The following is a 25989-nucleotide window of genomic DNA, read 5'->3' as shown; positions in this document are numbered from 1 at the left end:
GTGTTGTTTGATTAACTGAGTGAAAATGTGCCTCGTTCAGTTTGTCTGCGAATATAATGCTGACACTTCAATCAGCTATTGATGATATTGGTGGAGCCGTGCTGAATACAGAGCGCGAATGTCGCACGAAATCAGGCCCGGCTTGCGAAAGTGGAGATCGCTCAGTACAGTGAATAAAGACAACGAGTCACTACCGTGGAACGGAATTCGATGAGGTTACGCTGAGAACTTCCCGTGATGTTTCGCCAGAAGTTCCAGCGTGGGCCTGATTTCGTCAAATCGGGGCCCTTTTTCCACACAACTCATGCTTGGTATCCATTCAATAAACCCGTAATCATCCAACTTGGGAAGATGAACGTGCCTCTGTTCGATTCTATCCGTCCTCTCAGCTATGACATCGTCAGGTGGTGTATCAAGGTCGATTGGACTATCTGCCCGAGGATTCTCGTCTAATAAGCCGAATAGCAGTTGTCGGCGTTGCTCGTTTGCCAATACTTCGTATAATTGATCGTTAGTATTGTTCATTACAATGCCAAGTGTGTGCTCCTACGTCTTAACACCATGACAATTTCACTCGTACCTGAGTTTTGATTAACTGGGTGAACGACCGCCGTTCAGTTCGCATATCTCCGGAACGGCTGGTTCAGTAGGTTGGCCGTGAAACAAACGAGATCGTCGTGCTGCACTCATCCTCTGTATCTTGCACGCGCTTTCTGCCAGTTGCTGGATAGATTGAGCGAGGTGTACAAGATATAGGTAGTATAGTTATCCGCGTGAGGTTCCTTCTCTTCAGATATTGACAAAATATCGTGCTGAATACAGAGGATAAATTCAGTACGGCGACTTCGTTTGCATCATTCCGAAACCGGTGAACTACCCTCTCACTGCACGTGCGAATGGAGCGCCACCGTTCTCAGTCTCAGATATACCGGCTTTCCGCAAAGGAGGGGTGATGCTGTTTCCGAGCTGCCCCTACAAGTATTGCTGTCGCAACTGCGTCACTCGCAATCATAATGAGAAACAGAACCACCAAGAATAGCAGCATGAGAAGAACAAGGATCATCTCATATCCATAATTACCGCTGTGCTACTTGCGTCTGTGCCCATAACTTCCCGGTAACCGATTTCGCGAATTATTACGCATCCAGTGACACCCGTGCTTACGGTCAGATACACAGAAGTGTTGGCTTTCAAATAACCAGCCAGACGGGAAAGCCGTACCCCTGCAATATGGTCTATACTCACCTTACATGATCTATCGCTAAATTCGATTTAGAGCCACGAATACGCCCGCCAAGAGAAGTCACCCAAAAAGTCACTGACAGCGTCGCTGCCTGAATTCGTCGGGCCAACGCCTATTCGTCTCACTGCCACAGGTTAACATGATCTTCCCCAGTACACGGATGTGGTCCATCCAGTCGGCCAGTCGGGGGAGATCACCCTGTATCGCACCGGCACACGATCCTCACCGACTGTGCCAGCACTGATCCATCTGGGACATCGCGTTCGAGCTTCCCGTGTCTGTAGCAGGGACTGACGCTATTCTGCGTCTGTCCCCTCGCGTACGACCGTCAAACGCGTCCCGTGGTCATCAACGGCCGCTGGCTACGCGAGCCGCTCGCGGCTGGCCGCGGCCGTCTGCTCGCCAACTCCGTAACTGCCTTCCAATTACATCGAGAGTTCAGGAGGACCCTTCAGAGAGTGGTCTCTCTGAATTTAGTTCCGCCACATCGGCAGTCCGATCCTCTCCCGAGTCGAGAAATTCCCTTTCCCGGTCAGCGTTCCCCTGCATATACCGCTCCACAGTCGACACAGATTATCGCGGTACGGCTCGGTAGATTACCGGTCCCCATTCTACTACCGTCTCCGTCTGCTGTAATATAACGCTTCTACCCGTGAGAGACAACCGATCAGCGCAGGTACGGATGGACCACTGTGGATTCTATCAAATGACGATAGTGCTGGTGTTTCGTGCAAGAAATAGGGCACAAATCTCGTTGGAAAATCGGCGACAACAAGCACCAAACTATCATGGCCTCATCCCCGATAAACACTACACGTGGTGTAGCCCGTCATTCTCCTTCGAAGGTATGGATTGAACCGACGCTACTGGATGATGGACACGAGACACTTCTGGAGGCCTATTACTGCCTGTGCGACTCGTCGCCGCCGACGCGATTTCGTATCGATCTCCATGCCGTGACTCTCGATCCACCGCTGCATTTTGCTACTGCCAGCTTTCCGGTCGATGCCGACCTGCCAGAGGTGTTTGATCGGGTGTCGCAGCCAGTTGTACTCCTCGTGGGCAAACACGTCGATATACGTCGACGAGTGAGCGATGAGGATGACATGGATCTGTCTGTCGGCGAGCAACGTCCGACGATACGTCCAGCTCCCGTTCGGCTCCGACCCGACCGGGGGTTGGTGATACCACGCCAGTGGGTCCCACTCGAAATCGTGTTCCTGAAGCGTCTCCGTGAACTCGCCCAGCGGCCGGTGAACAGTACCGACGTATTCGGTATCGCGAAGGCGATACTCGGGTTGCCCGAGAGTTCGCCCGAGACGAGTAATTACGGGGCCGAGCCGCTGTCTCACGCGGTAGGGAACGTCGGGTTCGAGCGCCTCAACGATTGTCCGCATTTGGTGGTCGTTGGGTCACCAGTGTCTCGAAGGTATTGCAAGCATGGCGATACGCGAGCGACACCATGCCAGAACGGTCCAAGCGTAATCTCCCGTACCGACTACAGCCTCAGCACGGAGATATGACTCTTGGCAGTTGCCAGATAGACCTACTATCCTTCTGATGACGCTTTCAACTGTACTGGCCGATGGAATCAGACGGAGGTATCCTGCAACATAGGGTGAGAGTTTGCTATGCATATGTGTTTACTGATCGCTGTAGGTCCTCCCAGTTTTAGTATCGGCGTAGTGCTAGTATCTTTCTCTGTTAGTAACTTATACGCAATATATTGCTAACCCTCACCCAAGAATGCAGGATTTATAGCAGCCGTTTTAACGAAATAGGGCCACCAAAAATGAAGCCAGATGAACACGAATCGGCCTATGATGGATCGCACGACGACCATAACCATGGACCGGGGGATCATCGACGAACAGCCGGAAGTCGGCTGCTGTCTCGGTCATCAACCTCCTTGGCTTTATCGCTGAACTCGCTAGCGGTCTACTATTTGGTTTAGTCGCGCTCCTGAGCGACGCCTTTCACATATTTATCACATGTATGTGAGTACTATAGCCCTCTCATCATATACGAGCAAGGTAAGGAGAGTGCTTAGAATCTGGCTTTCGAGGCCTCGTAGGGGCCTATCTCATGCCCAACAAGTTCATCGAATTCCTCTTATCAAAACTCTATATGGCTTTTCTACTTTCACTAAGGCTGGCACACCTTTTTCACTCGAAAGATCAAATACATCGTATGGAGCTGTGGATTCCCCTGTCACACGCTCCATGGCTCCACCCGGTTCCCTATGACAGTCGAAAACCAGACGCTCGGAAACTGCCCGTTCTGTAACGCTAGAGTCCCAGAACATCAATCCATCATCGAGTTCGTGACGAACGGCAAGCAACGAGTATTCGCAGAATGTCCTGAATGCCGTGAAGTCGTTGATCCGGAAAGCCCCGGTTGACTACGCAGGAGTTACCGTCGATTTCGTTGAGGGTAAACCTCCCTATGGCTAATGAGCATACGGACGTAGAGAACTACCTCTCTTCGTTGCAGCAGACCCCAGATTGGTTCTCGTGACCAGTATAGGAACAAAGTTCACGGAATTGGGATGAGGTTAAGAACCCAGATTACGACAATTGCGATGTATAGGACATAAATCCCGTCCAACATGGCGATCTGCCACCGTTTGAAGCCGTGTTCAGCAGTACCGAAGTGGAGAAGGATCGCATAGGCCACTGGCATCGTGGCCACGAAAACCAGATTTACCCAGTAGAGTCGGAAGTTCTCAATGGGGACTGTGGTGATTGCAAGCGGGATAAACGCGACAGTCATCGTCACAGCGTGATCACCGAGGACGCTAGTCGTGCCAGCCGTGACCTGCCCGCTTCGCACAACGTTCCACGTGGCGAAAATCTCCGGTGTCGCCGCTATAAGAGCTGTAATGAACAGTCCACTGATGAGATTTGAAATACCAAACGCTGTGGCGATATTTTCAGTTGCTCGGACCGCCAAGTACGTCCCAACCGCCAAGACGACTAGTCCGGTACTTGCCAGAGCGACTTCTCGTTTCTTCCACTCGACAGATTCGGTCTCTTGCCGACCGCGGATAACTGCCTGCCCAAGAAAAACGAGGTAGACAACCGCCATCACACCAGCATCGAGGGGCTGGAGCCCTCGCCATGGGGCTGGAAGCGTCAGAACGGCAGCTACCGCTACGATTCCAAGATATGGAAGTGCCAACACGGTGACTGCCGTGCGATCAACATGCAGAAGGTGTTCTTGACGATGTCGCGCATGGTCGCCCGTTGGTAACTCGTGAGACCCGTCTCGATCAGCCGTGTTTGACTGTGACTTCCCCGTAGTGTTGCTGTTTCCAAGCGATTCAGTTCGAGAGGCGATATAAGCAGTTGTCACCATTATCGGAATTGCCACGATATTCGCGCCGAGCATCACACCGAGACCGATGTCCGAGACTCCACGATATGCACTCACAACGGTAATACCGATTTCGGGACTGGCCGCCGCAAGGCCGACGAACGCACCGCCTGCCACCGCAGAAAGTCCCCACTGGCGACGGAGTTTCTTCAACGGCTTTGAGAACTGTTCGGCTCCCCAGTGTGCCGCAAAGACGCCGACAATGAGACCGCCGACCCAGAGCCACAGGGGTACCTGAACCACGTTCCCAATCCCGTGTAGGACATACAAACCTCTGTGGGCTGTGTATTCAGCACGGCTCCGAGACAAGCGGAAGTAGGTGCTAACGACGGATAAAGTGCAGGAGATAGATAGGTTTTGAAGTATTGTTGTGCGACATTCACACTCTGTCTTTAGCACAACTGCTGAAGCCTTTCACCGTATGAGGGTTTCAACAAGGCCGAATGCATCTATGCAGGTGTACATTGGTTCTGGCAGTGATTTTTATAGGCGAGGGTGCAGAGAGATCAGGATGTCGTCTGTACGGTGGAGAGCCAGCCTGCTCGCCTCCATGGTTGTTCTGGGACGCAACCATCGCGATCCTTGTCATCTCCACCTTACAGGCGGCAGTCATTTCCGCGAATCCGTTCTCGTGCGCTTCGTTCTCTATTGACTGGATTGACGACTAATGAGTACATTTATCCAGTCACGTATAAGATATCGAGTATGTACGATCTCACCGGATTCCAACGAGACCTGCTCTATGTGATCGCTGGACAGGACGACCCCCACGGTCTCGCGATCAAGGACGAACTCGAGAAGTACTACGAGAAGGAGATCCATCACGGACGGTTGTATCCGAATCTGGACACGCTCGTAGACAAGGGCTTGGTTGAGAAGGGGCAAGAAGATCGGCGGACGAATTTTTACTCGGTAACAAGGCGCGGTACTCGCGAGATCGAGGCTCGTCGTGACTGGGAGAATAAATACGTTGACTTAGATTAGCTATAATTGAAGGCGATAAGCCCCCGTCCTCAGCGAGCGAAGCGAGCAGGGAGGGGATACAGCGCCCGCACGTCTTATTTTCGTGTGAATCGGCACTCTTACTATTCCAGCGGTCCGAGAGGGTAGTGACTTCCTCCCCACCCTACTCGCTCACGGCTTGCGCCGCTCGCTCCTTGAGGGTGGGGCTTCCTGTTTCCACGACGCGCTTTGCAGGAACCGAATGGGTTCCCGTAGGGAGCGCAGTCTCCGCAGGCGTTGATTCGGGACAGCCCGTCCCTACTTGCTTTAGTCCGCGCACCAAGATGTTGTAGGCCGCGTTCCAGTCCCTGTCGGCGGTGAAGCCACAGGAAGGACAAGAGTGTTCACGGACCCACAATGGCTTGTCTGACCCGACACCGCAGGCCGCGCACTCTTTGGTCGTCCCGGCCGGATCGACGGCCACGAAGTGCGTGCCTTCGCGTTCGCACTTGTACTCGAGCATTCGGAGGAACGCTCCTCACGCTGCTCCGGCACGGTTGCGGCTGTTCAACGGGAGTTCCATCAGCCCCTTCGCGTCGAGGTCTTCGACTGCCACGAGGTCGTACTCTCGAGCGTAGTGGTTCGAGAGTTTGTGAAGGAAGTCTTGGCGCTTCCGTTGCAGGTCGGCGTGACGTTTGGCAACGACTCGCTGTTGCTTGCGGTAGTTCGCCGATCCGTGTTCTTTCCGCGAGAGTTTGTGCTGCTCGCGTTCCAACCGTTCGCGTTCGTCGGACAAGTCGGGACGTTCGACAGCGGTGCCGTCGGTGTCGTGAGCGTACTTCAGAATGCCTACGTCGATCCCGACACAATCCTTGAGTGTCTTGGGTTTCTCTGGTGCTTCGTCCTCGGTTTCGATTCCAAGGACGGCAAACCACTCGCCGGTCGGTTCTTGCTTGACGACGACCTCTTTGATCGTCGCGTCATCGGGAACGTCGCGGTGGTAGACCATCGGAATATCGCCGATTTTGGAAAGAGAAAGCACAGTACGGCCACTCGTGTTGTTGAGTTCGAAGCCGGTTTGACTGTACTTGATCGAGCGGTATTCCTGCGGGCCTTTCCACTTGAGTTCGCCGACGCGGTAGCCATTGTCCTTCCGGCCCTTCAGTGTTGAAAGGTTGTCGTACAGCCGCTGTACGACCTTCTGCAATACCTTCGAATGGACTTGCTTCAACTCAGTCCACTCGTGTTTGAGGTCGGGAAGGACCGACTGCTCGGAGTAGGCGGTTGTGCCGTCCTCTCGGTTGAGTCGGTACAGGAAGTGGTTGTAGACCTGTCGGCAGGTATCGACGGTCCACGCTACCCGTTCGTGGAGTTCGTCGGTTGGGTTGAGCCGATACCTGTAGTTGTAGCGCATGGTCTACTCGTCTTCGTCGTTTGGATCGGTGACGCGGACGACTTTGACAGTTGCGCCAGTCCACGCTTTCGGGACGCAGATGTGCGCACCGTTGCCTGTTGGTTTCACTTCAACTTCAAGGACTTCGTGCCCTTCGACCTCGTACCGATCCGTTGAATGTATCTACCTCGTAGATACTCGTGAATCTACCGATAGCGTGGGCCTGCGGGCCTGCTGTAGAACAGTCCAAGAAACTCGTGCGGCGTTGACGAGACGCTCCGCGTCTCGTTTGCACACCAGAAATATTCGATTTTTGGGGACGCTGTATCCCCTCCCTGTTCGCGCCTTCGGCGCTCGCTGAGGAAGGGGCATTAGCACCTCAATTTAGGTAACTGACCACGGTTTCAGTGGTCGACTTGTGTTTTGAAAACGCTGACAGGGGTCGGCGTCCTCACATCCACCAGATGGTGTGTCAATGGGTCCAAGACCGAATTGACAATATGGCTATTGACCTGCATTGGAACGGTCTCGGGGATTCGGGGTGGCGAGGACTGTCTCGAAGCGGATCAGTAGGTGGGTCTCCGTTTGATCCTTCCCCCTCGCCATGTGGTAGTTCTCATAGTGGTGAGATAAGGCTAATGGCCAACAAGGAGAACGAAAATACTAATGACTATCACTAAAAACAACTATCTGCCACCCCTCCTACATTTAGAGGCACAATCCTTCCCCCTTCCACCGTCATCCTTTGCAGAGTCAATAGCAATCACGGTGCCATCAAGTAAGACAATTTGAAGGTGAGAGAAGGATACCTACATCGTCAGAACATGGGTGATACGATGTTAGGTAGAAGTCTCATTGGAGAGATGAGGGATGGTGTTTGCTCTCTCCATGATGATTTGTAGGGGGTGCGGGTGGTCATGATGAATCGCAGAAATCAGGTCGAATTCGTGGTGGTAGCACGCTTCCTGACATGGTTTGCCGTCCCAACGAGAAAGCCGAGACCACCAAGGATCGTGAGTGCCGCGGCGACGGTGACGACGAGTGGATCGGTGGCAAAGCCGAGGGCGAATCCGAGCGTCACCACGCCTGCTGTGACGGCAGGAATCTTCGCCCGGATGACCGCAGCGGCAATCGTCGTTACACCTGCAAGAGCGAGCAACACGACATCCGGCTTCTGTGGAACTGGCACAACCCCTCCAAGCACGAGAAAGTACGCACTTATGGAGAAACCGAATAAGGCGAGCGGTGCAAGGGCTGATCGCGGGGAAACCTTCGGCATATTCGAGAACACATGGTTGCCGAGGTAAAATGAATTCCGACTGTTACTATGGGCACTATGCATCTGTATCTATACGAGTACCATGTTCACGAACCCAATCCCCGAGAACAGCGATAAGTGCAGGAGATGCATGTCTCTATTGCTAAGCAGAATCCTCGTCGGATAGGTGAGGGATAGTGCTGGCAGTGTTGACAATGGTGCGGAGGGGAAAAGGATACTCATAGTCAAACGAGATGAAGATACTATCATATCGTGACGAGGGAAAGAGGAAGGCGGCAGTCTCGTCGAAGAGGAATAGTTGGCAGTTGAGGTCGCTAAACCCGACAGTTTGCCGGAAGTCGTCGGCTGATATCTGATTAGCGATGAGATCCTTATAGGCATCCTCGAAGTCTTCCCTGCTATACGCCTCTATAAGGTCATCCCGAATGAATTCGATCTCATACTTGCGGGAGTCAATTGTCGCAACGACTCGCACCTGTGCTTCTTCGATATCTTGGAACGCTTCGATTAGATCAGGCATCAATCACCTCAGTCTCGGCATCCACCAACCAAAAAAGATCCGTGTATGAACAGTCTGTATCGTTATATCCGCAGACCTACCCAACGGCTGTTCCAGTGGGAAAGTATCGAATCAATAAAATTTTTAACAGCGCCAAGGAATCGGATTTGAACCAGCTCATCAAGAACAGATTTTCGAAATTTTCCAGCGGTGGCACCCAGAAGGAGAATATGAAAGGACGGAAATCGGGCTCGCGCTCTGTCAGCGGATAATCGAACGCCACGATGGTGAGATGTGGGTCGAGTCTGAGCCCGGTGAGGGGTCGACCTTCTTGTTCACGCACCCCGCCGCGTGATCCACTATACGTTCTCTCCCCCCTCCACTCGCCTCGACTGTACACATGCGTACTTCCTGACGCAATCCCGAGTAGCGACGCTGAAATATCAATAGCGCGGCGAAAACGATGAACGGAGGCCGAGTCGCTTATGTCCGTCCGTCAGCAGATTCCAGCATGGACGGTGGCCCCTCACGTCCCCCTGAGGCGCAAATATTGTTGGTGGAGGATAATCCCGGAGACGTACGCCTCGTCGTAGAAGCATTCCGCGAAGGGAACATCACTAATCGACTCCACACCGTCACTGACGGCCAAGCGGCGCTCGACCGCGTTCACCGCCGAGACGAATATGAAGATGCACCCCGTCCAGATATTGTCTTATTAGACCTGAAGTTGCCGCAAGTGGACGGTGAAGAAGTTCTGCACGAAATCAAACACCACCCGGAACTCGAACACGTTCCCGTCGTTATTCTGTCCGGGATGAACGAAGACTTCATCGAATCACGTGATCTCGATCACGATGCGGACGAAGACGCGGTCATCGAAAAGCCAGTCGATCCCGGTGAGTTCCTCGAAGTGGTCGGCGAATTCGACGGCTTCCAAGTGCCTGCTATCCGTACTGGTATGGATAAGACAATCGTACGGACTCAGTGAGTAGCTGGTCGGTCATCGAGTAGACGGGCATCGATTGCTTTGGTAACTGCCTCCCCTGTACTTACCGCTGAGGAGAGTTATCCTCCAATCGAAGTAGTCACCCAAATGAATATGATAGAAGCAAAATTGTTAATCAATGAACTTAACACTAGTAATCTCAAATCGTGCACCGCCCCGTGGGCTTTCGGTCACACAAATATTCCAATCGTGTGCTTCAGTAATTCGCTTCACGATACTTAACCCGAACCCAGCACCATCTTGCGAGGTACTGTATCCAGTATCGAATACATCGTCACGCTGCTCAGTAAGCGGAGCAAGCACACGTACAGAGGCGTCACTCTTCGTTGCAGCCGATCTGAGACCGCTACTAACACTCAATACAGGTGGAGTTATACACACTGGCGGTTATCCACTGTCTCGAAATTCGAACCGAGCACCTCCCTCAGTACTTTCTGCGAGAGAAACCTCAAGATCGTGTTCGGTAGCGATTCGGTTGACAATCGTCAGTCCGACACCGCTTCCACCATAGCCCGTCGTGAACCCGTGCTCAAACACCTGCTCGCGGTCATCGGGTGTGATCCCTGTCCCCGTATCTTCAACGTAGAAGCCATCGTCAACAGGACCGACTCGGACAGTTACGTTTGCTCCCCCATGGCCAACTGCATTTCTAAACAGGTTTTCGAAGAGCACCTGTAACTGACTCCGATCACCGACGACTGTGCAGTCCTGTGTTTCGAAGGAGGCTGATCGAGTGTCAATTACTTCCCAAGCGTTCCAAGCTACTGCTGCCAGCGAAACCTCCTCGTGCTCGTGAGACGGGATACTGGATCGAGCAAGTGCCGTGAGATCAACGATAAGATCATCAACTCGCCCTAATGCATCCTCAATTCCATCGAGGTACGCGTCATCACCAGTTTCGCGATATTGCTCAAGCTCCCCGAGCGCGATTGAGAGCGGATTGCGAAGATCGTGCGAGAGCATACTTGCGAACTGATCTAACCGTTTATTCTGCCGTTCAAGCTCTTCCGAAGTCTGGCGAACCTCAGTCACCTCTTGGGTCACCAGTACCCCGTATGGATTCGCGTCAATTCGTACCGGTCTCGTCTCAATATGGTGAATTCGGTCGTCGTATTCGATATCGAACGAGCGGGACTCCCCATCAATTGTCGCGTTGAGTCTCGACTCGAGTTCAGTCGCAGTCTCTTCAGGAAAGAGGTCATAGAGGTGTTTGTCAATCATATCCCTCGCCTTTCGGCCTGAAAATGGGAGCGTCTCAGGGCCGACGATCCGGTAGTAAAGATCAGCGTCGAATAAGACCAATACCCCATTCGGAAAATTATCGATCAAAACTCGTTGGCTATCTGGTGGGGGGTGTGTACTTTCCATGTGTAGCGTCAGTAGTCTTCAAAATGACTTTTCGTATGTTAAAGATGATGGCCCGAAATACCGGACAGATACCCCTCAAATGACGGCTTTTCGCCAACAGGCAATCGCTTCCTCTGCTCTCAAGTTTTTATGAGTTTTCTTTCTGGTAATTACTATGACCGATACGAGCACCACGAGACTGCCACGTATATTCGATGATCTACAGGTTGGTACCATCTTACACGAACCAAAGACAGGTGACATCCTCGATGTCAACACCCGCTTAGAAGAGTTATACGGCTATTCTCGGTCAAAACTACGCGAAATGGAAGTTGGGGACGTTACAGCCACTTCCAGACGGTTTTCACAGGAAGAGGCGCTTCGCCGTATTCAGGCCGCGGCCGACGGAGAAGAGCAGGTATTCGAATGGCAAATCGAACGGGCAAACGGTGAACTAGTCTGGATTCGCGTTTGCCTCAGTCGCGCCACGATTAACGGGCCGCCCTGTGTTCTTGCTGAAATCCGCGACATCACGGAGTACAAAGCACGAGAACGGCGTCTCCGTCTCTTGAGCCGCGTCGTCCGTCATAACCTCCGAAACGAGACCAATGTGCTCATGGGCTACGCTGAGCGGCTCAAAAGCGCCATCGAAGACGAAACGCTTGAAGAGGAGGTCGAAACCATCTCGGAGATTGCTACAGAGATTGGGACATTGAGTGACTCTATTCGGCAAGTTGAAGAGATTGCCGAACCCGACGCAACAGAGCGGTCTCCTACGGATCTCGGAGATCTTGTGAAGGAAACCGCCGCAGAGATAAGATCCCAGCACCCAGAAGCTGAACTGACTGTCGACATTCGATCAAATCCATCAGTAAATGTCGATAGAGGTCTCCGATATGCAGTGAAACACGCGCTTGAGAACGCAACCGTCCATAACGACCGTGAGACACCCATCATCACGGTGGTTGTGACGGAGACAACTGATCGCGGGGAGATCCGAGTCATCGATACTGGACCAGCGATCCCGGACGTTGAGACTACCGTTCTCAAGGAACCAGTCACGGCGAGTACGACATATCACGGCTCTGGTATCGGTCTCTGGGTCATGCAGTGGTGTGTTGATGCACTCGGTGGCGAACTCGTCTTCGAAGAAAACGACCCTCGTGGAAATGTCGTCCGATTCTTGCTCCCTGAAAACACCCAATGAAGGCGGTACATATATGATTCAGTGCAGAGAACTCAGTTATCGATTAGTTGATTTCGGCTACTGAGAAAGAAATATTTTTAGATACTATTCTCAGAAATCCATATACTGTTCTTCCCACTTACGACGCTCTTCAATTACCTCCTCTCCTTGTTCTGTAATATCGTAGTAATTAGTTCGACGATCCAATTGGCCCTTCTCAACCAACTCCTTGTTCACCACTGTATCTAGATTTGGGTATAAACGCCCATGGTTGATTTCACTACTATAGTACTGCTCTACCTCATCTTTTACGTCTTGACCAGATGGCTGTTCTGCACCTGCGATGACGTATAGGAGGTCACGCTGGAAACCTGTGAGGCCGTCCATGCACTGGTCCCTCACCCATTTGGAAATTGTTATAGACAAAATACAGATAGATATGTGAGTACTATAGCCCTCTATTTATATACGAGCAAAGTAAGGAGAGTGCTTAGAATCTGATCTTCGCGGCCTCGTAGGGTGCCCATCTTATATAAGTAAAGTTACTAAATTTACCTTATCAAAGCTCTATAAGGCTTTTCTACTTTCACTGAGGCTGGCACACCTTTTTCACTCGAAAGGTCAAATACATCACATGGAGCTGTGGATTCCCCTGTCACACGCTCCATGGCTCCACCCGGTTCCCTATGACAGCCGAAAACCAGACGCTCGGAAACTGTCCGTTCTGTAACGCTAGAGTCCCAGAACATCAATCCATCATCGAGTTCGTGACGAACGGCAAGCAGCGAGTATTCGCAGAATGTCCTGAATGCCGTGAAGTCGTTGATCCGGAAAGCACTGGTTGACTACACAGGAGTTACCATCAATTTCGTTGAGGGTAAAATCTCCCCCATGGCTAATAAGAACCTGCGCTGATCGGCTGTCTCTCGCAGGTAGAAACCTTATATTACAGAAGGCAGCGGAAGTAATAGAATGGGGCCGATAATCTACCGAGACGTACCGCGATAATCTGTGTCGACTATGGGGCGGTATATGCAGGGGAACGCTGGCCGGGAAAGGGAATTTCTCGACTTGGGACAGAATCGAACTGCCGATGTGGCGGGACTGAATTCAGAGAGAGCACTCTTTCTGGGGGTCCTACTGAATGATCGATGTAATTGGAAGGCAGTTACGGGGTGGCGAGCAGACGGCCGCGGCCAGCCGCGAGCGGCTCGCGTAGCCAGCGGCCGTTGATGACCGAGGTACGCTTTTTACGGTCCACGAAGGGGACAAACGTGGAATGGCGTCAGTCCCTGTTGCAGGCACGAACAGCCTGAACGCGGTGTCCCAGTGGTTCAGTGCTGGCACATGGATGGATCGTGTGCCGGTGCGATACAGGGTGATCTCCCCCGATAGTCGATAGGATGGGCCACATCCGTGTACTGGGGAAGATCATGTTAACCTGTGGCAGTGAGACAAATAGGCGTTGGCCCGACGAGTTCAGGCAGGCAGCACTGTCAGTGATTTTTCAGGTGACTTCTCTTAGCGGGCATATTCGCGGCTCTAAATCGAATTTAGCGATAGATCATGTTGGGTGAATATAGACCATATTGCAGGGGCATGGCTTTCCCGTCTGGCTGGCAGATTTGCTAACTGGAGGCTGAAAGTATGACACACGATGAGAGCGATTCACTCTTCGGTGATCCAGACGATTCGCGCCGCTCATTTCTGAAGAAAGGGGCACTCGCATCGGGTGCCCTTGTCCTCGGCGCATCGGGAACTGCAACAGCACAGGATGGCGGTATCCTTGACGAGGGGTGGAAGGCACTCATTCACATTAGCAACTTCCACCCGAACGCCCAGTTTACGTTCGTCTCGGGCGTCGTTGAGTGGGTCCCCAACTACGGTGACGTCAACGACAGTTGGTTCTCGGACTACAACACCTATCAGATCCGGTGGCTCAACAGCGGCGAGGTCGTGCCGTTGTTCGTTGCCCACGACGCAAACATCGGCGAGTACGACGAGAATCTCGGGTTCATCCCCGACGCCGACGACGACCAGAACCAGCCGCAGGTGTTCGAGATGAACCGCGAGTGGACCCCCTTCAGCGACAATCAGGAGTTCATCACCGTCAATGCCAGCCCCGTCGGTGAGGACGAGGAAGACAACATCCTCGAGAACGACGATTGGTGGCAGTAAATATCGAAAAACGACTCGAGACCAGTAATTCCCTCCGCCGTTTTTTTTTTTGTATAGCGGTACGCGGCCTGCTTCGATACCTCTGGCGTGTCCATTGTTCTTCTATACTCTTTCAAATGGGGGTGGATATTGGCGCATCCTATTTTTAGTCTCTGATATTGAAACAGGCCCTGTTTTTGCGGGGACCATGCCTATAAATAGGGCACATGTAGGTTCCCTGCCGGGGCACACTAAACAAGTATGCTACCGTCTCGTGTCATCACAGCCCCGGCACCCGCTGATATGAAATATAATCAGACAGATTAGCTTTCAACAGTGGGTCGTAGCCGAGACCCTCGATTAGGGATTTGGACCTGAGAGAAGCAGTTGTCCGGAGTATTCTTCTGGTCTTCCCTGCGACAACTACCGAGAGTTACCGGGAGTATCGCTGTTAGTCAGACTGATTGCCGGTTTCGTTGCCAGTCGTGTTGCCGCCGGTTTCGTTCCCGGTCTCGTTGCCGCCCGTCTGGTTGCCGGTTTCGTTCCCGCCGCCACCGCCGCCGTTAGCAGGGCCCTGAACCCGGATTTCGGCTTCCATCGCCGGGTGGGGCTGGCAGCGGTAGAGCGTTATCACGTCCTGTGCTTCGAACTCAAAGGTCTCGTCGCTTCCCGGATCGGAGACAGGATCGCCGGTCGTGTAGTCGTCGACAACTTCGCCGTCATCGTTCCGGAGTTCCAGATTATGTGCGGCACCGTCACCTTCCGTCCAGCCGATTGAATAGTTCTCACCGGCCTCGAGGATGAGCGTCGGGTTCTCCTCGCCCTCGATAGAGGACGGCTGGAGCCCGACCCAAGCGCTCGTCTGCCCGTCGAATCGGATGTCCTGATCGGGGGAAATCTCGTATCCGTCGGCTCCACCACCGCCGTTGCCACCGTTACCGCCGTTGCCACCGTTACCGCCGTTACCCCCGCCGCCACAACCGGCGACGAGCGCCGTCGAACCTGCGACACCTGTTAACTTGAGCATCCGCCGTCGAGATGTCTGCTTGTCTTGGCTCACGGGCTAATTTGCCGACTCTATGCAGATAATCAGATCCCCATCTACTGCAAGCGTAGGATGATTTATTTGTCATTAAATAGCTCTATATAGAAAAGATATAGTTATTTAAATTAATATTAGAAGGAATGGTACGCTATCAGGCCAGATCTTGAAGAAGACACTTGCCTATATATTGAGGAGCGGGGAAGACACGCTGGCAGGGGTTACGTACCGTAGATACACGTACCAATACGAAGAGTTGGCAGAGTGGAATCTGTATTGGTTAAAGGAGCCGTCATTTGAAAGCCAACACTTCTGTGTATCTGACCGTAAGCACGGGTGTCACTGGATGCGTAATAATTCGCGAAATCGGTTACCGGGAAGTTGTGGGCACAGACGCAAGTAGCACAGTGGTAATTATGGATAATGATATGGTCCTTGTTCTTCTCATGCTGTTATTCTTAGTGGTTCTGTTTCTCGTTATGATTGCGAGTGACGCAGTTGCGACAGCGACACTTGTAGGGATAACTCGGGAACAGCATCACCCCACCTTTGCGGAAAGCCGGTATATCTGAGAACCGGTGGCGCTCCATTCGCACGTTCATCCTTGCAGTTGATTCTGTCAGATGTGCCTGCACAAAAGATCCTCTCGGTGCTGACTACATCCTCTATATTCAGCAGGTCGTTTCTGACGCCTATCCGAGAGATGGGCAGTTGCTCCGGTAATGCCTTCGCCTGTACTGAGCGATCACCTCCTTCGCAGATCGAACCGAATCTCGTGCCACATTCGCGCCCTGTATCTTGCAGAGACGCAGCGAACTACCGAATCGCTGTCAGAACCAGCGTACGAGATATAGAGGATGAGTGCAGCACGACGATCTCGTCTGTTTCACGCCCGACCTACTGAACCAGCCGTTCCGTAGATATGCGAACTGAACAGCACTTCCCTACCGGCCAGAGATACGTCGTATTCCGAGCAAAGACGATAGCAGCTACAATTCAGTGACCCACTTGTGGTTACAGTCGGTACATTTGAGTTGAACTTTACCCACCTTTCCAAGCAAGATGCTGGGAGTTTCCTTCCCACAACTTGGGTACTTGGCACTCTCCATACACCCGTTTCGTCTTCCACTGTCAAAAGGTCTCATGCTGCATAAGAAACTGTAAGAAGCAGAGTGACAAGTCCCAACTCACGGTTTGCCACGACCATAGTTCGTTTAGCCGGAGTTGGGTATAGACAATAGGTTCAGAGATTCACCTGAACAAACCGTGACAGCTATCCACTGTACTTACTATTTGTTTAAATCGTCCCTCTGACTTTCACGCGTTCACGAACAGCGGACTCGTGCCGTAAGTACATGTACGTACTACCAGAGACGCGTGAGAGGAGTCACAATTTTCTGTCCGCTTACCGTGAGGAGGCAAAATCATTAGAGACCTCTCATCATAGAATCCAAGGCTGAACTATGTACGAGGACATTTTACTCCCATTCGATGGAAATGACAGCGCAGCAGCCGTCCTCCACCATGCTGCCGAAATCGCCCACTGGGCCGACGCCACGGTTCATGTCCTTTATGTCGCGGATACAACGCGTGATTCGGTGACCGTTATTAAGGGACAAACCGTGGACGCGCTCCGCCAGCAGGGGAAGGACATCGTCGCAGAAGCAGAAAAGACGCTCCAGACACTTGGTGTTGACTATGAGACAGATGTCGTTCAGGGTAATCCAGCACCGACGATAACTGAGTATGCTGAGCGATACGGGCATGACGTAATCGTAATGCCAACACATGGCCGTGAGGGGGTATCCCGCTATCTCATTGGCAGTATCACCGAGAAAGTGGTTCGTCTCTCGTCGGTCCCTGTATTGACAGCACGAATGCAACCCGATGAACAGTTTGCATTTCCGTACGAAGATATTCTTATCCCGACAGACGGGAGTAGAGGTGCGACTCGTGCGGCTGAACACGGGCTAGCACTCTCATCGGCGCTCGACGCAACTGTCCATCTGCTGTCCGTCGTGGATGATGCCTCATTCGGACTCGATGTCCGGTCAACTGCTTCGAGTGAAACTGGCGAGGCAGCCGCACAGGAGGCTATTGACGACCTCGTTTCGGTAGCTGAGGAGTACGATCTCAGGGATATCGTCCACTCCATCGAGCACGGGAGCCCGGTGGAAGGCATTCTCGCCTATATAGATGAAAACGAGATCGAGGCGGTTGTTATAGGGACGATTGGGCGGCGTGGGACCGACCGCGTTCTGTTAGGGAGCGTCGCAGAAAAGACTGTTCGGTCGGCACCAGTCCCGGTCATCACTGTTAGTGAATCTGAACAGTAGGACCTATCGCGCGGGTCCTCTGTATGCCGCAATAGCCGCTCTCCAGCAGGTCCAAAGAGGGCGTGTTGCTCGTCGAGTTTGTGACCGTGCGTCGGAGATCCAGTTCGATTTGAGTGTTCCAGAATGACCGAAGGTTATTGAGGAAAAGTGCGACCACTGGATTTATCTCTCCTGCCTCATCGTCCTATTTCCACCAGTCATCGGTTATGACGATATAGAGGGAAGAAACAGCGACTAACATACCGCCGAGTAAAGCCGTCGTATCTGGTGCTAATGTGTAGGCAGCGGTCATGAGCCCAAGGCCGTATCCTATAAGTAGGATCGCCAGTACGGTGGGAGTCATCGTCCTGTCTGCCTGAAACGGTCGTTTGCTCTAGGAGAGAGTGGTTCTACAATCCTCATTTTCGTACTACTGTATATTTCCAACAGGCGTTAAAAATGTCGTCTACCGGGTTGCTCAGTGGACAACCAAGGTACACCGCATGATGGAGACAGTCGTCTTAAGTGGTGGAAATCGAATGGATTACGATTCACTCGATTTCCAACTGGCCGCTCTCGCCGTCTCCCTCACTGCCGTTCTCGTCCCATTCGAGTTCGAACTCAACACTCAATTTACCGGGCCTGTCTGTTGGCCCCTCGCGTTCGGCTTTGACCTCAAACGTGGGGCGGGCTGGCGGTTCCATCGTTACGGACTCGGAACCAGATTTGAGCGTGACAGCATCGCCTTGTTCAAGCTTCTCAGCGACGCTGTGAAGATACGATGCGATTTCGTCTCGGGTTTGGCCGCTCTCTGATTTGAACAGAACTTCTTCGGGCATACAGAGTACCAATCTACCCTTGCATCAATAAATGCCTGACCTGTACTGAACACTACGTTCGTAGATCGGCCACGGTCTCGTGCCGCATTCGCGCCCTCTATTCAGCACGATGCTACGGACCTCACTCGAACCTGATAGAACGCTCGCTGATCAATAAGCACGTATAGTGCACGGGTAGTTCACCGGCTTCGGCGTGAAACAAACAAAGCTGCCGTGCCGAACTCATTCTCTGTATTCAACACGCCAATCTTGACAGTATCGGGGTAGGCGGAATTTCACACTGATAACTGTACTACCTGTCCTTAGTGCTAACTCGAGACCGTCCGACACTACTGCAGTTCTCGGATCAGCACTCACGCTAGATTCCAGTGGTAGAGAGTCCCATTCGTGAGTGATTATTCAAAAGCAATACCGGATCTTTGCTCACTCTGTTCGCGTAGAACTCGGTAGAGAGAATTCACATTCTGTTACATCCGCGAGGGGAGGGTTTATGATCCGGGATTGCTTGTCGTACGTCAACGTGACCAGTAGTTCGCTGAGCGATAGTCTCCGAGAAACTCTTGCGCTCTTCGATACACCCGGCGCTCCACAGACGACACTCGAGGTGGCAGACCAGCTTGATATCGGCCGCCGCAGTACGTACGAACGTCTCGAGCGACTCGTCGATCACGGCGAACTCGAGACCAAGAAAGCGGGGACAAACGGCCACGTCTGGTGGCGGCCGCAGTCGTTGCTGCCTGCACAGACGGCCACCGACCACGACTGGCCGACCGTCGCCGAGTCGCTAGTCGACGATGTCCTCGATACTGCCGACGTGGGGGTGTTTGTCCTCAACGAGGACTTCGAAGTAGCGTGGATCAACGACACGCTCGAACGGTATTTCGGATTCAATCGTGAGCGCATCCTCGGACAGGACAAGCGTGAACTCGTCCGGGACCAGATCACTCCGATGGTCGACGACGGCGAGCAGTTCGCCGAGACCGTGCTAGCGACCTACGAGGAGAACACGTACGCCGAACGGTTCGAGTGTCACATGACCGCGGGCGAGGACCGCGACGCACGCTGGCTCGAACACCGAAGCAAACCGATTACATCCGGCGCGTACGCTGGCGGTCGCGTCGAACTGTACTACGATATCACTGAGCAGAAGCAATCAGAACGTGCCCACCGCGAAGAACGGACGCGGTTCGAATCGCTGATCGACGCCGTCGAGGAGTACGCGATCTTCATGCTCGATGTGGATGGTTGCGTCCGTAGCTGGAACTCGGGAGCCAGACAGACCAAAGGCTATGCACCCAACGAGGTGCTCGGCGAACACGTCTCGACGTTCTACACCGAGGAAGATCAAGAAGCCGATGTCCCCGAAGCGAACCTTGCAGCCGCCGCTGAGGACGGCTCGATCAAAGACGAAGGGTGGCGTGTTCGGAAGGACGGCTCGCGATTTTGGGCCAGCATCACTATCACTGCGATCCGCGACGACGACGGCGATCTCGAGGGATACGCGAAGGTGACTCGGGACATGACCGACCGGCGTGAGCGCGAGCGAGAGATTCGTCGCGAGCACGATCTCCTCGAGCGCATCCTCGAGATCAGCCCAACAGGGATCGGCGTCTTCGATACCGACGGCGAACCGCGGCACGTGAACCGACACTTCATCGAGTACCTCGGACTCGGTGGGGACGGGACCGAGAGGTACGCACTGGGGGATCAGCCCCTGCTCGACGAGGACGGCGAGGTGATCCCGTACCCGGACCGACCTGCCCCGCGGGCACTCGCAACCGGCGAGACAGTCACCGACCAGCGCGTTCGGGTCGACAGTCCCGACGGGGAAACCCGGTGGCTGTCGGTAAACGCCACGCCACTCCCGGACGAGACCGGCGTCGTCATCACGATGGCGGACATCACACAACTCGAGAAGCAAGCCCAACGTCTCGAGCGCCAGCGCGACGACTTGGAGAGCGAACTCGAGGACGTGTTCGAGCGGGTCGACGACGCGTTCTACGCAGTCGACGACAAGTTTCGGTTTACATACGTCAATGACCGTGCGGAGGAACTCCTCGGCCACGACGAGGCCAGCCTGTTGGGCCAGACCGTTGGGGAAGCGCTGTCCGTCGCCGACGACGATCCAGTCCGCGACCGGTTCGAGACGGCGATGGCCACCCAGACCGCGACGAGTTTCGAGCGCTACTCGGAGCCGCTCGGTATCTGGGAAAGCGTCAGGCTCTACCCCTCGGAATCCGGCCTCTCCGTGTACTTCACCGACATCTCCGAGCGCAAGAAATACGAACAGAAACTCAAAGAATCGAACGAGCGGCTTGAACAGTTCGCGTACATCGCCTCGCACGACTTGCAAGAGCCCCTTCGGATGATCACGAGCTATCTCCAGTTGCTCGAACAGCGCTACAGTGACGCCCTCGACGAGGACGGTGAAGAGTTCCTCGAGTTCGCCGTCGATGGAGCCGAGCGCATGCGTGAGATGATCGACGCGCTCCTCGAGTACTCACGGGTCGAGACGCAGGGCGATCCCTTCGAACCGGTCGATCTCGACGCCGTGCTCGAGGACGTCCGGCGGGATCTACGGCTCAGACTCGACGAAACCGACGCAATCCTCTCGAGCGAGTCGTTGCCTCGCGTCGAGGGCGACCCGGACCAGCTCCGGCAGGTGTTCCAGAACCTGCTGTCGAACGCGCTCGCGTACAGCGGTGACGAACCGCCGCGGGTACACATCGGGGCCGAGCGGCGCGGCAGCGAGTGGGTGATCTCGGTTGAAGACGAAGGGATTGGGATCGATTCGGATGCCCACGAACGGGTCTTCGAGGTATTCCAACGATTACACTCCCACGAGGAACACGATGGAACCGGGATCGGGCTGGCGCTGTGTAAACGCATCGTCGAGCGTCACGGTGGAGAGATCTGGGTCGACTCCGAACACGGTGAGGGCGCGACGTTTCGGTTCACGCTACCGGCCGTAAGCGGTGGCAATACGTGAAGTCCCTCTACTGAACAGCAAATACATATGCGGACTACTGTGAGTGAGTTAGGAAGATTGAGGATGAAGTTCCATCTGTAGTCTCTCTAATCCCTCATCGCCACACGGACACTGATTTATTAGGCCCCTTCCGACAAGATGTAGTGATCCGTTGCTCCTAATTTCGATGGTATGGATTTCACCACAATTACTGCACCTCGCAACTGTCTTCTCAGGCTCAGTATGTGACATATTACGCACCTAGTTCTGCCCGGAAATGAGGGCATCTCCAAAGGGATTTGGATTAAAATGAATACGATAATACGAGCATTGTGAACGCCTATCTGTCAACTTTGAAGGAGACATGCAGACCGAAGAGGCAGATCGGAGAATGAACCCTACAGAAGGAATCGGTGAGATCCACGATGTTCACCACATTCACTGTATACCCTGTATTCAACAGGGCTGCGAAAACCTATCATCTATTGAGGGTCCCACCAAGACTAATAATTAGCATACCCATCCTAGGACTACCCGACAACGGTCAATACAGGTGAAGAACCAAGCACTGCTGGTTTCTACGCAGACTGTTACCCAGATAATCACTACAAGACTGCGATGGACGGCCAAATGGCTAACCGTGTTATTTCCTAACATTCTGTTGATCTGCCCTTGACACGGTACTGGCACACCCCGGCAGATCACGCAGTGAACCGTACGCCAACCAATCCCCCGAGAACCCTTGCACTGAACCCTCGGTTGTCTGCGACCCATTCAGGGGGCAAACGCAGCCGTCACCCCCACTGCGTTTGCCTTTTGAGAACCGTGACGAAAGGTGTGCGAAGCGATAGGTGGAGAGCGTGGATTGAGCGGTCGATGGTGTGACTACCGCTATTCTTAGTGCTGTTGGACCCATTCAATGAGACCACCATGAACCAAACCACCGTACGCTGCTGGGAAGGCAAGACATTCAGGTCGCCTTCTGATAAAACTCAGAAAGAAACTGAGGGCTCGCAGGCGGTGCTGACTACCTGTGGTGACGATAGCTGGGTACTTGTCACCACAATTGGATACACCGATAGGACAAATTCATCGTGTTCAAACGCTCGGTTAAGACAACTATCTGTAGCGACGAGGGACAGTTCATCATGAGCGGACAAGCCGAAAACGCAGACATTAGCACGGCGAACACAATGCGCGAGCGAGCCGATGAGAGTCGAGTTAAACTCTGGTTGCTCCTCGCGGCTAACCGGTTGCATGTTACTGCTGTGCTGGCGCTGTCCATATTCATAGTGTTCGTCGTAGTGGTCACCGTCTTTCCTCAACCCGTCCAGCCACAACTCCGGTCGGGCGACACCATCGAAACGATGTTTTCGACGATGATTGGGGCGATTATGACTGGAACCACGCTTGTCGTCACTATTAGCCAGTTGGTTCTCTCTCAAGAGAACGGCCCCCTTGGCGAACAGCGCGAACGTATGGAGAACTCGATGGATGTTCGGGACTTCGTTGAGGATCTTGTAGGCACACCTAGTCCCGCAGATCCGTCAACGTTTCTCGGGGAACTCATCAGGGTAACTGAACAACGGGCGAAGGCACTCCGCGAGGGCGTCTCTGACAATGCGAATGACCAGTTCCGCGAAGAAGTCGATGAGTTCACCGAGAGTCTCATCGGGAACGCCGAATTGGTCCGCGACCAGCTCGACAGGGCGCAGTTCGGCACTTTCGACGTGTTGTTTGCGGCACTCAACTTCAATTACGGCTGGAAAATCTTCCAAGTTGAACGCCTCGCCACCGACTATGATGATAGTCTGAGCGACGACGAGACGAAACTATTAGACGATTTGAAGACCGCGCTGAGTCTGTTCGGTCCAGCTCGTGAGCACATCAAGACGTTGTACTTTGAGTGGGCACTAATCTCGCTCTCACAACTAATCCTCTATGCGGCGATACCAGCGTTAGTGGTTGCTGGAATCATGCTCACGGTCGTTGACGCAGGTATGTTTCCCGGCAGATTACTGGGTATTCCGTCTCTCACGTGGGTAATTGGCGGTGCATTCACAGTGACGCTGGTGCCGTTTCTGTTATTCACGGCCTATGTGTTACGGATCGTAACGATAGCCAAGCGAACGCTTGCGATTGAGTCGCTTATCCTCCGTGGATCGCAACGGTAGGATGTTGCCTCCATAGAGTGCAGAGGCCAGTCGGTCTTGGATAACCGTTTTCTCGCCTGATTACACAATACAGCCCAGTATTCCACAGGTCCTGTGAAAATATTATATCACTCATAATACTCCCGACGGTAAATTTGATTGAGAATGCCATTGTCTATAACGAGAGTTTGTCTCCCCATATCCATATTGATGCGAAGTGGCGACGGAATGAATGGGTAGTCTCGGTCCACGATAACGGGGTTGGCATCGATCCAGACGATCAGGAACGGATATTCTCCGTCTTCGACCGATTGCACAGTCGCGACGAGTACGACGGAACAGGACTTGGATTGGTGCTCTGTGAGCGCATTGGTGAACGCCACGACGGGGAAATGTGGGTGGAGCCCGACCCCAATCAGGGTTCAACGTTCTCGTTCACGCTCCCTGCTGCGTGATCAGAGGAGAAGCCACCTTTTGATGGGGTCCTGTGTATGAGGTGCAGGATCAGAATGCCTCCTTAATCTATTCGTCTTGTATATCCTGTAATCTTTCTATAAGTCGGTCTGGGTCGTTCAGCGCGACATCGATCATTGCTTGATGGACCTCTGCCATTTCTGCATCCCAAATCTCGTCATATTCGAGTTCCAATTTCGTCATATCTTTGCGAAACTCTTCGCGCGAGTCGAGGTAGATGGTGACTTGATCACCCATAACTCACTATACGACTGAATAGAATATTGGCATTCCGCCAATTAACTGCATTAGTTGAGTATATAATTAATAAATTAGTGACAACCGAAGTCTGGGTGTCGGAGGTGTCGGAGAATAGCCTATTATCAGTCACACTTACACGCGATACGGCCCACTTTCCCACCCACATGGGTCAAAATCCTCCTCAAATACGACCGACCAAAACTCCAAGTGTCGGCAATTCCATCATATAGGAGATATCGACACGCAATTAGAGTCTCACCACCGAAAATCTCCGTTCTGGGTCTGGCTCAGCAAGTGGAATGAGGAGATCATCGAATACTGCGACGAAAAGCTAGCAGAACAGTTTGCTATCTGTGCATTGGTCTCCGTCATCTCGCTGTATCGGGTGTACTCGGGCGAGACACCGCGCACACTTGCATCCGACGAGCTTCAGATGGATCTGGAGAATAGCGTAGTCAAGGGCGATCATCATCGGGGCATGTCTCCACGGTCATCGCGAGGCCGCCGCGGTGATCGGCACCAAACTAATTATGGCGATACCGATTTGGACCCATTGGATTGATTGACCCGTTATTTTGGCCATTGAGGACATCACCAAGCGCGTAAGGCTCGGACAACACCTCAGTTTGTTCCACAAACTGCTCGTCACGCAGACCACGAAATTTATCTTACGACTCCTTCCTAAGGTATTCTCGGAGGTTTTCCCACCCACTCTTGAGCGGGATTGGGTCCATTCCGATGATGTTATCACCAGCATACACCATGGCTCTGCCACTAGTTCTTGGCCCATCGAGTGCAAAGGTCCAGTCGACATCGTAGGTTTCACCGTCGAATATCACCTGTTCGTATTGGTTGACAAGGGGGGCCCCGATAGCGGGAGGACCATGAACTCGGAAGTTGAGCAAGTTACTATCAACTAATTCAAAGATCTCTTTTTCGAGGCCGATAGCAACTGCCCCTCCGTTGATGAGTTTTTGGATCGGGTTGTTGAGAGGTGCCGTCTCAGGAGTCGTGGGTTTCGGTTCGCGACCAGACGCTAGCCACACATGCAGTTGTTCTATTCCCTTGTCGAGTGGCATTTCGGATAGACCAAGTGTTGGTTGCTCACGTGCGTATATCGGCAGGCGTCGCACGAAATGCACATCCGATTGATGGATGTTGACGCATGTTAGCGGATACTTCTCGTCTCCAACCATGACGTTGTCAAGCCCATCCAGATAGGCGACGAGATCCTCGTTTTGTCTCGTCAGAGAGTACAGTAATCTTACTCTTTCGTCTGCAAGTGCGCTTTCGGGAACTGCAAGGATGGGTGTTCCTGCTGACGTTAGTCGTTTAGCGACCGAGGCTATCTCAGGCGGAGATTGTTGACTCATTGTCCAGATAATCCGTAGCCCTTTGCCCGGAAAAACATTACGGACTGACCAGAGTTAAGGATGTTACGTTGAAATAAGACGGAAATATAGGCATTTGGAGAACAATCAGAGTATACATCTCATACAGTACTCTACTACAGATCACCCCCCATCAGCGT

Annotated in this window: 21 protein-coding genes and 3 pseudogenes; 10 read left to right on the top strand and 14 right to left on the bottom strand. The window is 53.0% G+C overall.

Features of this window, described 5'->3' with window-relative positions; all coding sequences use genetic code 11:
- Positions 1-216: 216 nt before the first annotated feature.
- Positions 217-525, bottom strand: a complete 309-nt coding sequence (locus NDO75_RS03605; RefSeq protein WP_310904726.1) for a hypothetical protein — start codon at positions 523-525, stop codon at positions 217-219.
- Positions 526-2106: 1581 nt separating this feature from the next.
- Positions 2107-2640 carry a hypothetical protein gene (locus NDO75_RS03600; RefSeq protein ID WP_310904725.1) on the bottom strand — a complete coding sequence of 178 codons (534 nt, stop codon included), beginning with the start codon at positions 2638-2640 and terminating at the stop codon, positions 2107-2109.
- Positions 2641-3035: 395 nt separating this feature from the next.
- On the opposite strand from NDO75_RS03600, the pseudogene NDO75_RS27710 reads away from it, so the two are divergent.
- Positions 3036-3226 (top strand): annotated as a pseudogene (locus tag NDO75_RS27710) (cation transporter); the annotation flags it as partial.
- Positions 3227-3778: 552 nt separating this feature from the next.
- Here the strand turns inward: NDO75_RS27710 and NDO75_RS03595 are convergent.
- Entirely contained in the window at positions 3779-4861 is a 1083-nt protein-coding gene (locus tag NDO75_RS03595) for a hypothetical protein (protein ID WP_310904724.1), read from the bottom strand.
- 462 nt (positions 4862-5323) lie between these two features.
- Between NDO75_RS03595 and NDO75_RS03590 the strand changes: the two genes are divergently transcribed.
- Positions 5324-5602, top strand: coding sequence for a helix-turn-helix transcriptional regulator (locus NDO75_RS03590; protein ID WP_310904723.1), 279 nt, complete (start codon positions 5324-5326; stop codon positions 5600-5602).
- 142 nt (positions 5603-5744) lie between these two features.
- Here NDO75_RS03590 and NDO75_RS03585 read toward each other — a convergent pair.
- From NDO75_RS03585 to NDO75_RS03570, 4 genes and pseudogenes are all read right to left on the bottom strand, one after another.
- Positions 5745-6974: pseudogene (locus NDO75_RS03585) on the bottom strand (transposase).
- A gap of 3 nt (positions 6975-6977) precedes the next feature.
- On the bottom strand, positions 6978-7136 hold the full coding sequence (locus NDO75_RS03580; RefSeq protein WP_310905174.1) for a DUF2080 family transposase-associated protein: 159 nt from the start codon (positions 7134-7136) through the stop codon (positions 6978-6980).
- Positions 7137-7887: 751 nt separating this feature from the next.
- On the bottom strand, positions 7888-8232 hold the full coding sequence (locus NDO75_RS03575; protein WP_310904722.1) for a hypothetical protein: 345 nt from the start codon (positions 8230-8232) through the stop codon (positions 7888-7890).
- Between the two features lie 142 nt (positions 8233-8374).
- Positions 8375-8752, bottom strand: coding sequence for a hypothetical protein (locus NDO75_RS03570; RefSeq protein WP_310904721.1), 378 nt, complete (start codon positions 8750-8752; stop codon positions 8375-8377).
- 139 nt (positions 8753-8891) lie between these two features.
- Between NDO75_RS03570 and NDO75_RS03565 the strand changes: the two genes are divergently transcribed.
- Both NDO75_RS03565 and NDO75_RS03560 read left to right on the top strand, forming a co-directional pair.
- Positions 8892-9086: an ATP-binding protein gene (locus NDO75_RS03565; protein ID WP_310905172.1), complete on the top strand. Its 195-nt coding sequence runs from the start codon at positions 8892-8894 to the stop codon at positions 9084-9086.
- Positions 9087-9242: 156 nt separating this feature from the next.
- Complete coding sequence (locus tag NDO75_RS03560) at positions 9243-9719, top strand: response regulator (protein WP_310904720.1); 477 nt, start codon at positions 9243-9245, stop codon at positions 9717-9719.
- Between the two features lie 129 nt (positions 9720-9848).
- Here NDO75_RS03560 and NDO75_RS03555 read toward each other — a convergent pair whose 3' ends face one another.
- Positions 9849-10040 carry an ATP-binding protein gene (locus NDO75_RS03555; RefSeq protein WP_310904719.1) on the bottom strand — a complete coding sequence of 64 codons (192 nt, stop codon included), beginning with the start codon at positions 10038-10040 and terminating at the stop codon, positions 9849-9851.
- A gap of 84 nt (positions 10041-10124) precedes the next feature.
- The gene (locus NDO75_RS03550; RefSeq protein ID WP_310904718.1) at positions 10125-11105 is read right to left on the bottom strand and encodes an ATP-binding protein; all 981 of its coding nucleotides are present in this window, start codon (positions 11103-11105) and stop codon (positions 10125-10127) included.
- A gap of 154 nt (positions 11106-11259) precedes the next feature.
- Here NDO75_RS03550 and NDO75_RS03545 point away from each other — a divergent pair, with 154 nt between their 5' ends.
- Positions 11260-12291: a PAS domain-containing sensor histidine kinase gene (locus tag NDO75_RS03545; RefSeq protein WP_310904717.1), complete on the top strand. Its 1032-nt coding sequence runs from the start codon at positions 11260-11262 to the stop codon at positions 12289-12291.
- A gap of 90 nt (positions 12292-12381) precedes the next feature.
- Here NDO75_RS03545 and NDO75_RS03540 read toward each other — a convergent pair whose 3' ends face one another.
- Positions 12382-12657: a PadR family transcriptional regulator gene (locus NDO75_RS03540; protein WP_310904716.1), complete on the bottom strand. Its 276-nt coding sequence runs from the start codon at positions 12655-12657 to the stop codon at positions 12382-12384.
- A 1260-nt stretch (positions 12658-13917) separates the two neighbouring features.
- Between NDO75_RS03540 and NDO75_RS03535 the strand changes: the two genes are divergently transcribed.
- Complete coding sequence (locus NDO75_RS03535; protein WP_310904715.1) at positions 13918-14448, top strand: twin-arginine translocation signal domain-containing protein; 531 nt, start codon at positions 13918-13920, stop codon at positions 14446-14448.
- A gap of 430 nt (positions 14449-14878) precedes the next feature.
- On the opposite strand, the gene NDO75_RS03530 is transcribed toward NDO75_RS03535, so the two are convergent.
- The gene (locus NDO75_RS03530; RefSeq protein ID WP_310905171.1) at positions 14879-15454 is read right to left on the bottom strand and encodes a plastocyanin/azurin family copper-binding protein; all 576 of its coding nucleotides are present in this window, start codon (positions 15452-15454) and stop codon (positions 14879-14881) included.
- 1478 nt (positions 15455-16932) lie between these two features.
- Between NDO75_RS03530 and NDO75_RS03525 the strand changes: the two genes are divergently transcribed.
- Positions 16933-17805: a universal stress protein gene (locus NDO75_RS03525; RefSeq protein WP_310904714.1), complete on the top strand. Its 873-nt coding sequence runs from the start codon at positions 16933-16935 to the stop codon at positions 17803-17805.
- A gap of 530 nt (positions 17806-18335) precedes the next feature.
- Here NDO75_RS03525 and NDO75_RS03520 read toward each other — a convergent pair.
- Positions 18336-18623 carry an amphi-Trp domain-containing protein gene (locus tag NDO75_RS03520; protein WP_310904713.1) on the bottom strand — a complete coding sequence of 96 codons (288 nt, stop codon included), beginning with the start codon at positions 18621-18623 and terminating at the stop codon, positions 18336-18338.
- A gap of 604 nt (positions 18624-19227) precedes the next feature.
- Here NDO75_RS03520 and NDO75_RS03515 point away from each other — a divergent pair.
- The 3 genes and pseudogenes from NDO75_RS03515 to NDO75_RS03505 form a co-directional block, all read left to right on the top strand.
- Complete coding sequence (locus tag NDO75_RS03515; protein WP_310904712.1) at positions 19228-21612, top strand: PAS domain S-box protein; 2385 nt, start codon at positions 19228-19230, stop codon at positions 21610-21612.
- 1127 nt (positions 21613-22739) lie between these two features.
- Positions 22740-23765 carry a hypothetical protein gene (locus NDO75_RS03510; RefSeq protein ID WP_310904711.1) on the top strand — a complete coding sequence of 342 codons (1026 nt, stop codon included), beginning with the start codon at positions 22740-22742 and terminating at the stop codon, positions 23763-23765.
- A 131-nt stretch (positions 23766-23896) separates the two neighbouring features.
- Positions 23897-24199, top strand: a pseudogene (locus tag NDO75_RS03505) (ATP-binding protein); the annotation flags it as partial.
- A gap of 67 nt (positions 24200-24266) precedes the next feature.
- Here the strand turns inward: NDO75_RS03505 and NDO75_RS03500 are convergent.
- Both NDO75_RS03500 and NDO75_RS03495 read right to left on the bottom strand, forming a co-directional pair.
- Entirely contained in the window at positions 24267-24455 is a 189-nt protein-coding gene (locus tag NDO75_RS03500; protein WP_310904710.1) for a hypothetical protein, read from the bottom strand.
- Between the two features lie 671 nt (positions 24456-25126).
- On the bottom strand, positions 25127-25831 hold the full coding sequence (locus NDO75_RS03495; RefSeq protein ID WP_310904709.1) for a hypothetical protein: 705 nt from the start codon (positions 25829-25831) through the stop codon (positions 25127-25129).
- Positions 25832-25989 lie beyond the last annotated feature (158 nt).

Source organism: Natrinema sp. 1APR25-10V2, from assembly GCF_031626495.1.
Classification (GTDB): Archaea; Halobacteriota; Halobacteria; order Halobacteriales; family Natrialbaceae; genus Natrinema.
This window is presented reverse-complemented; position numbering and strand designations above follow the sequence as displayed.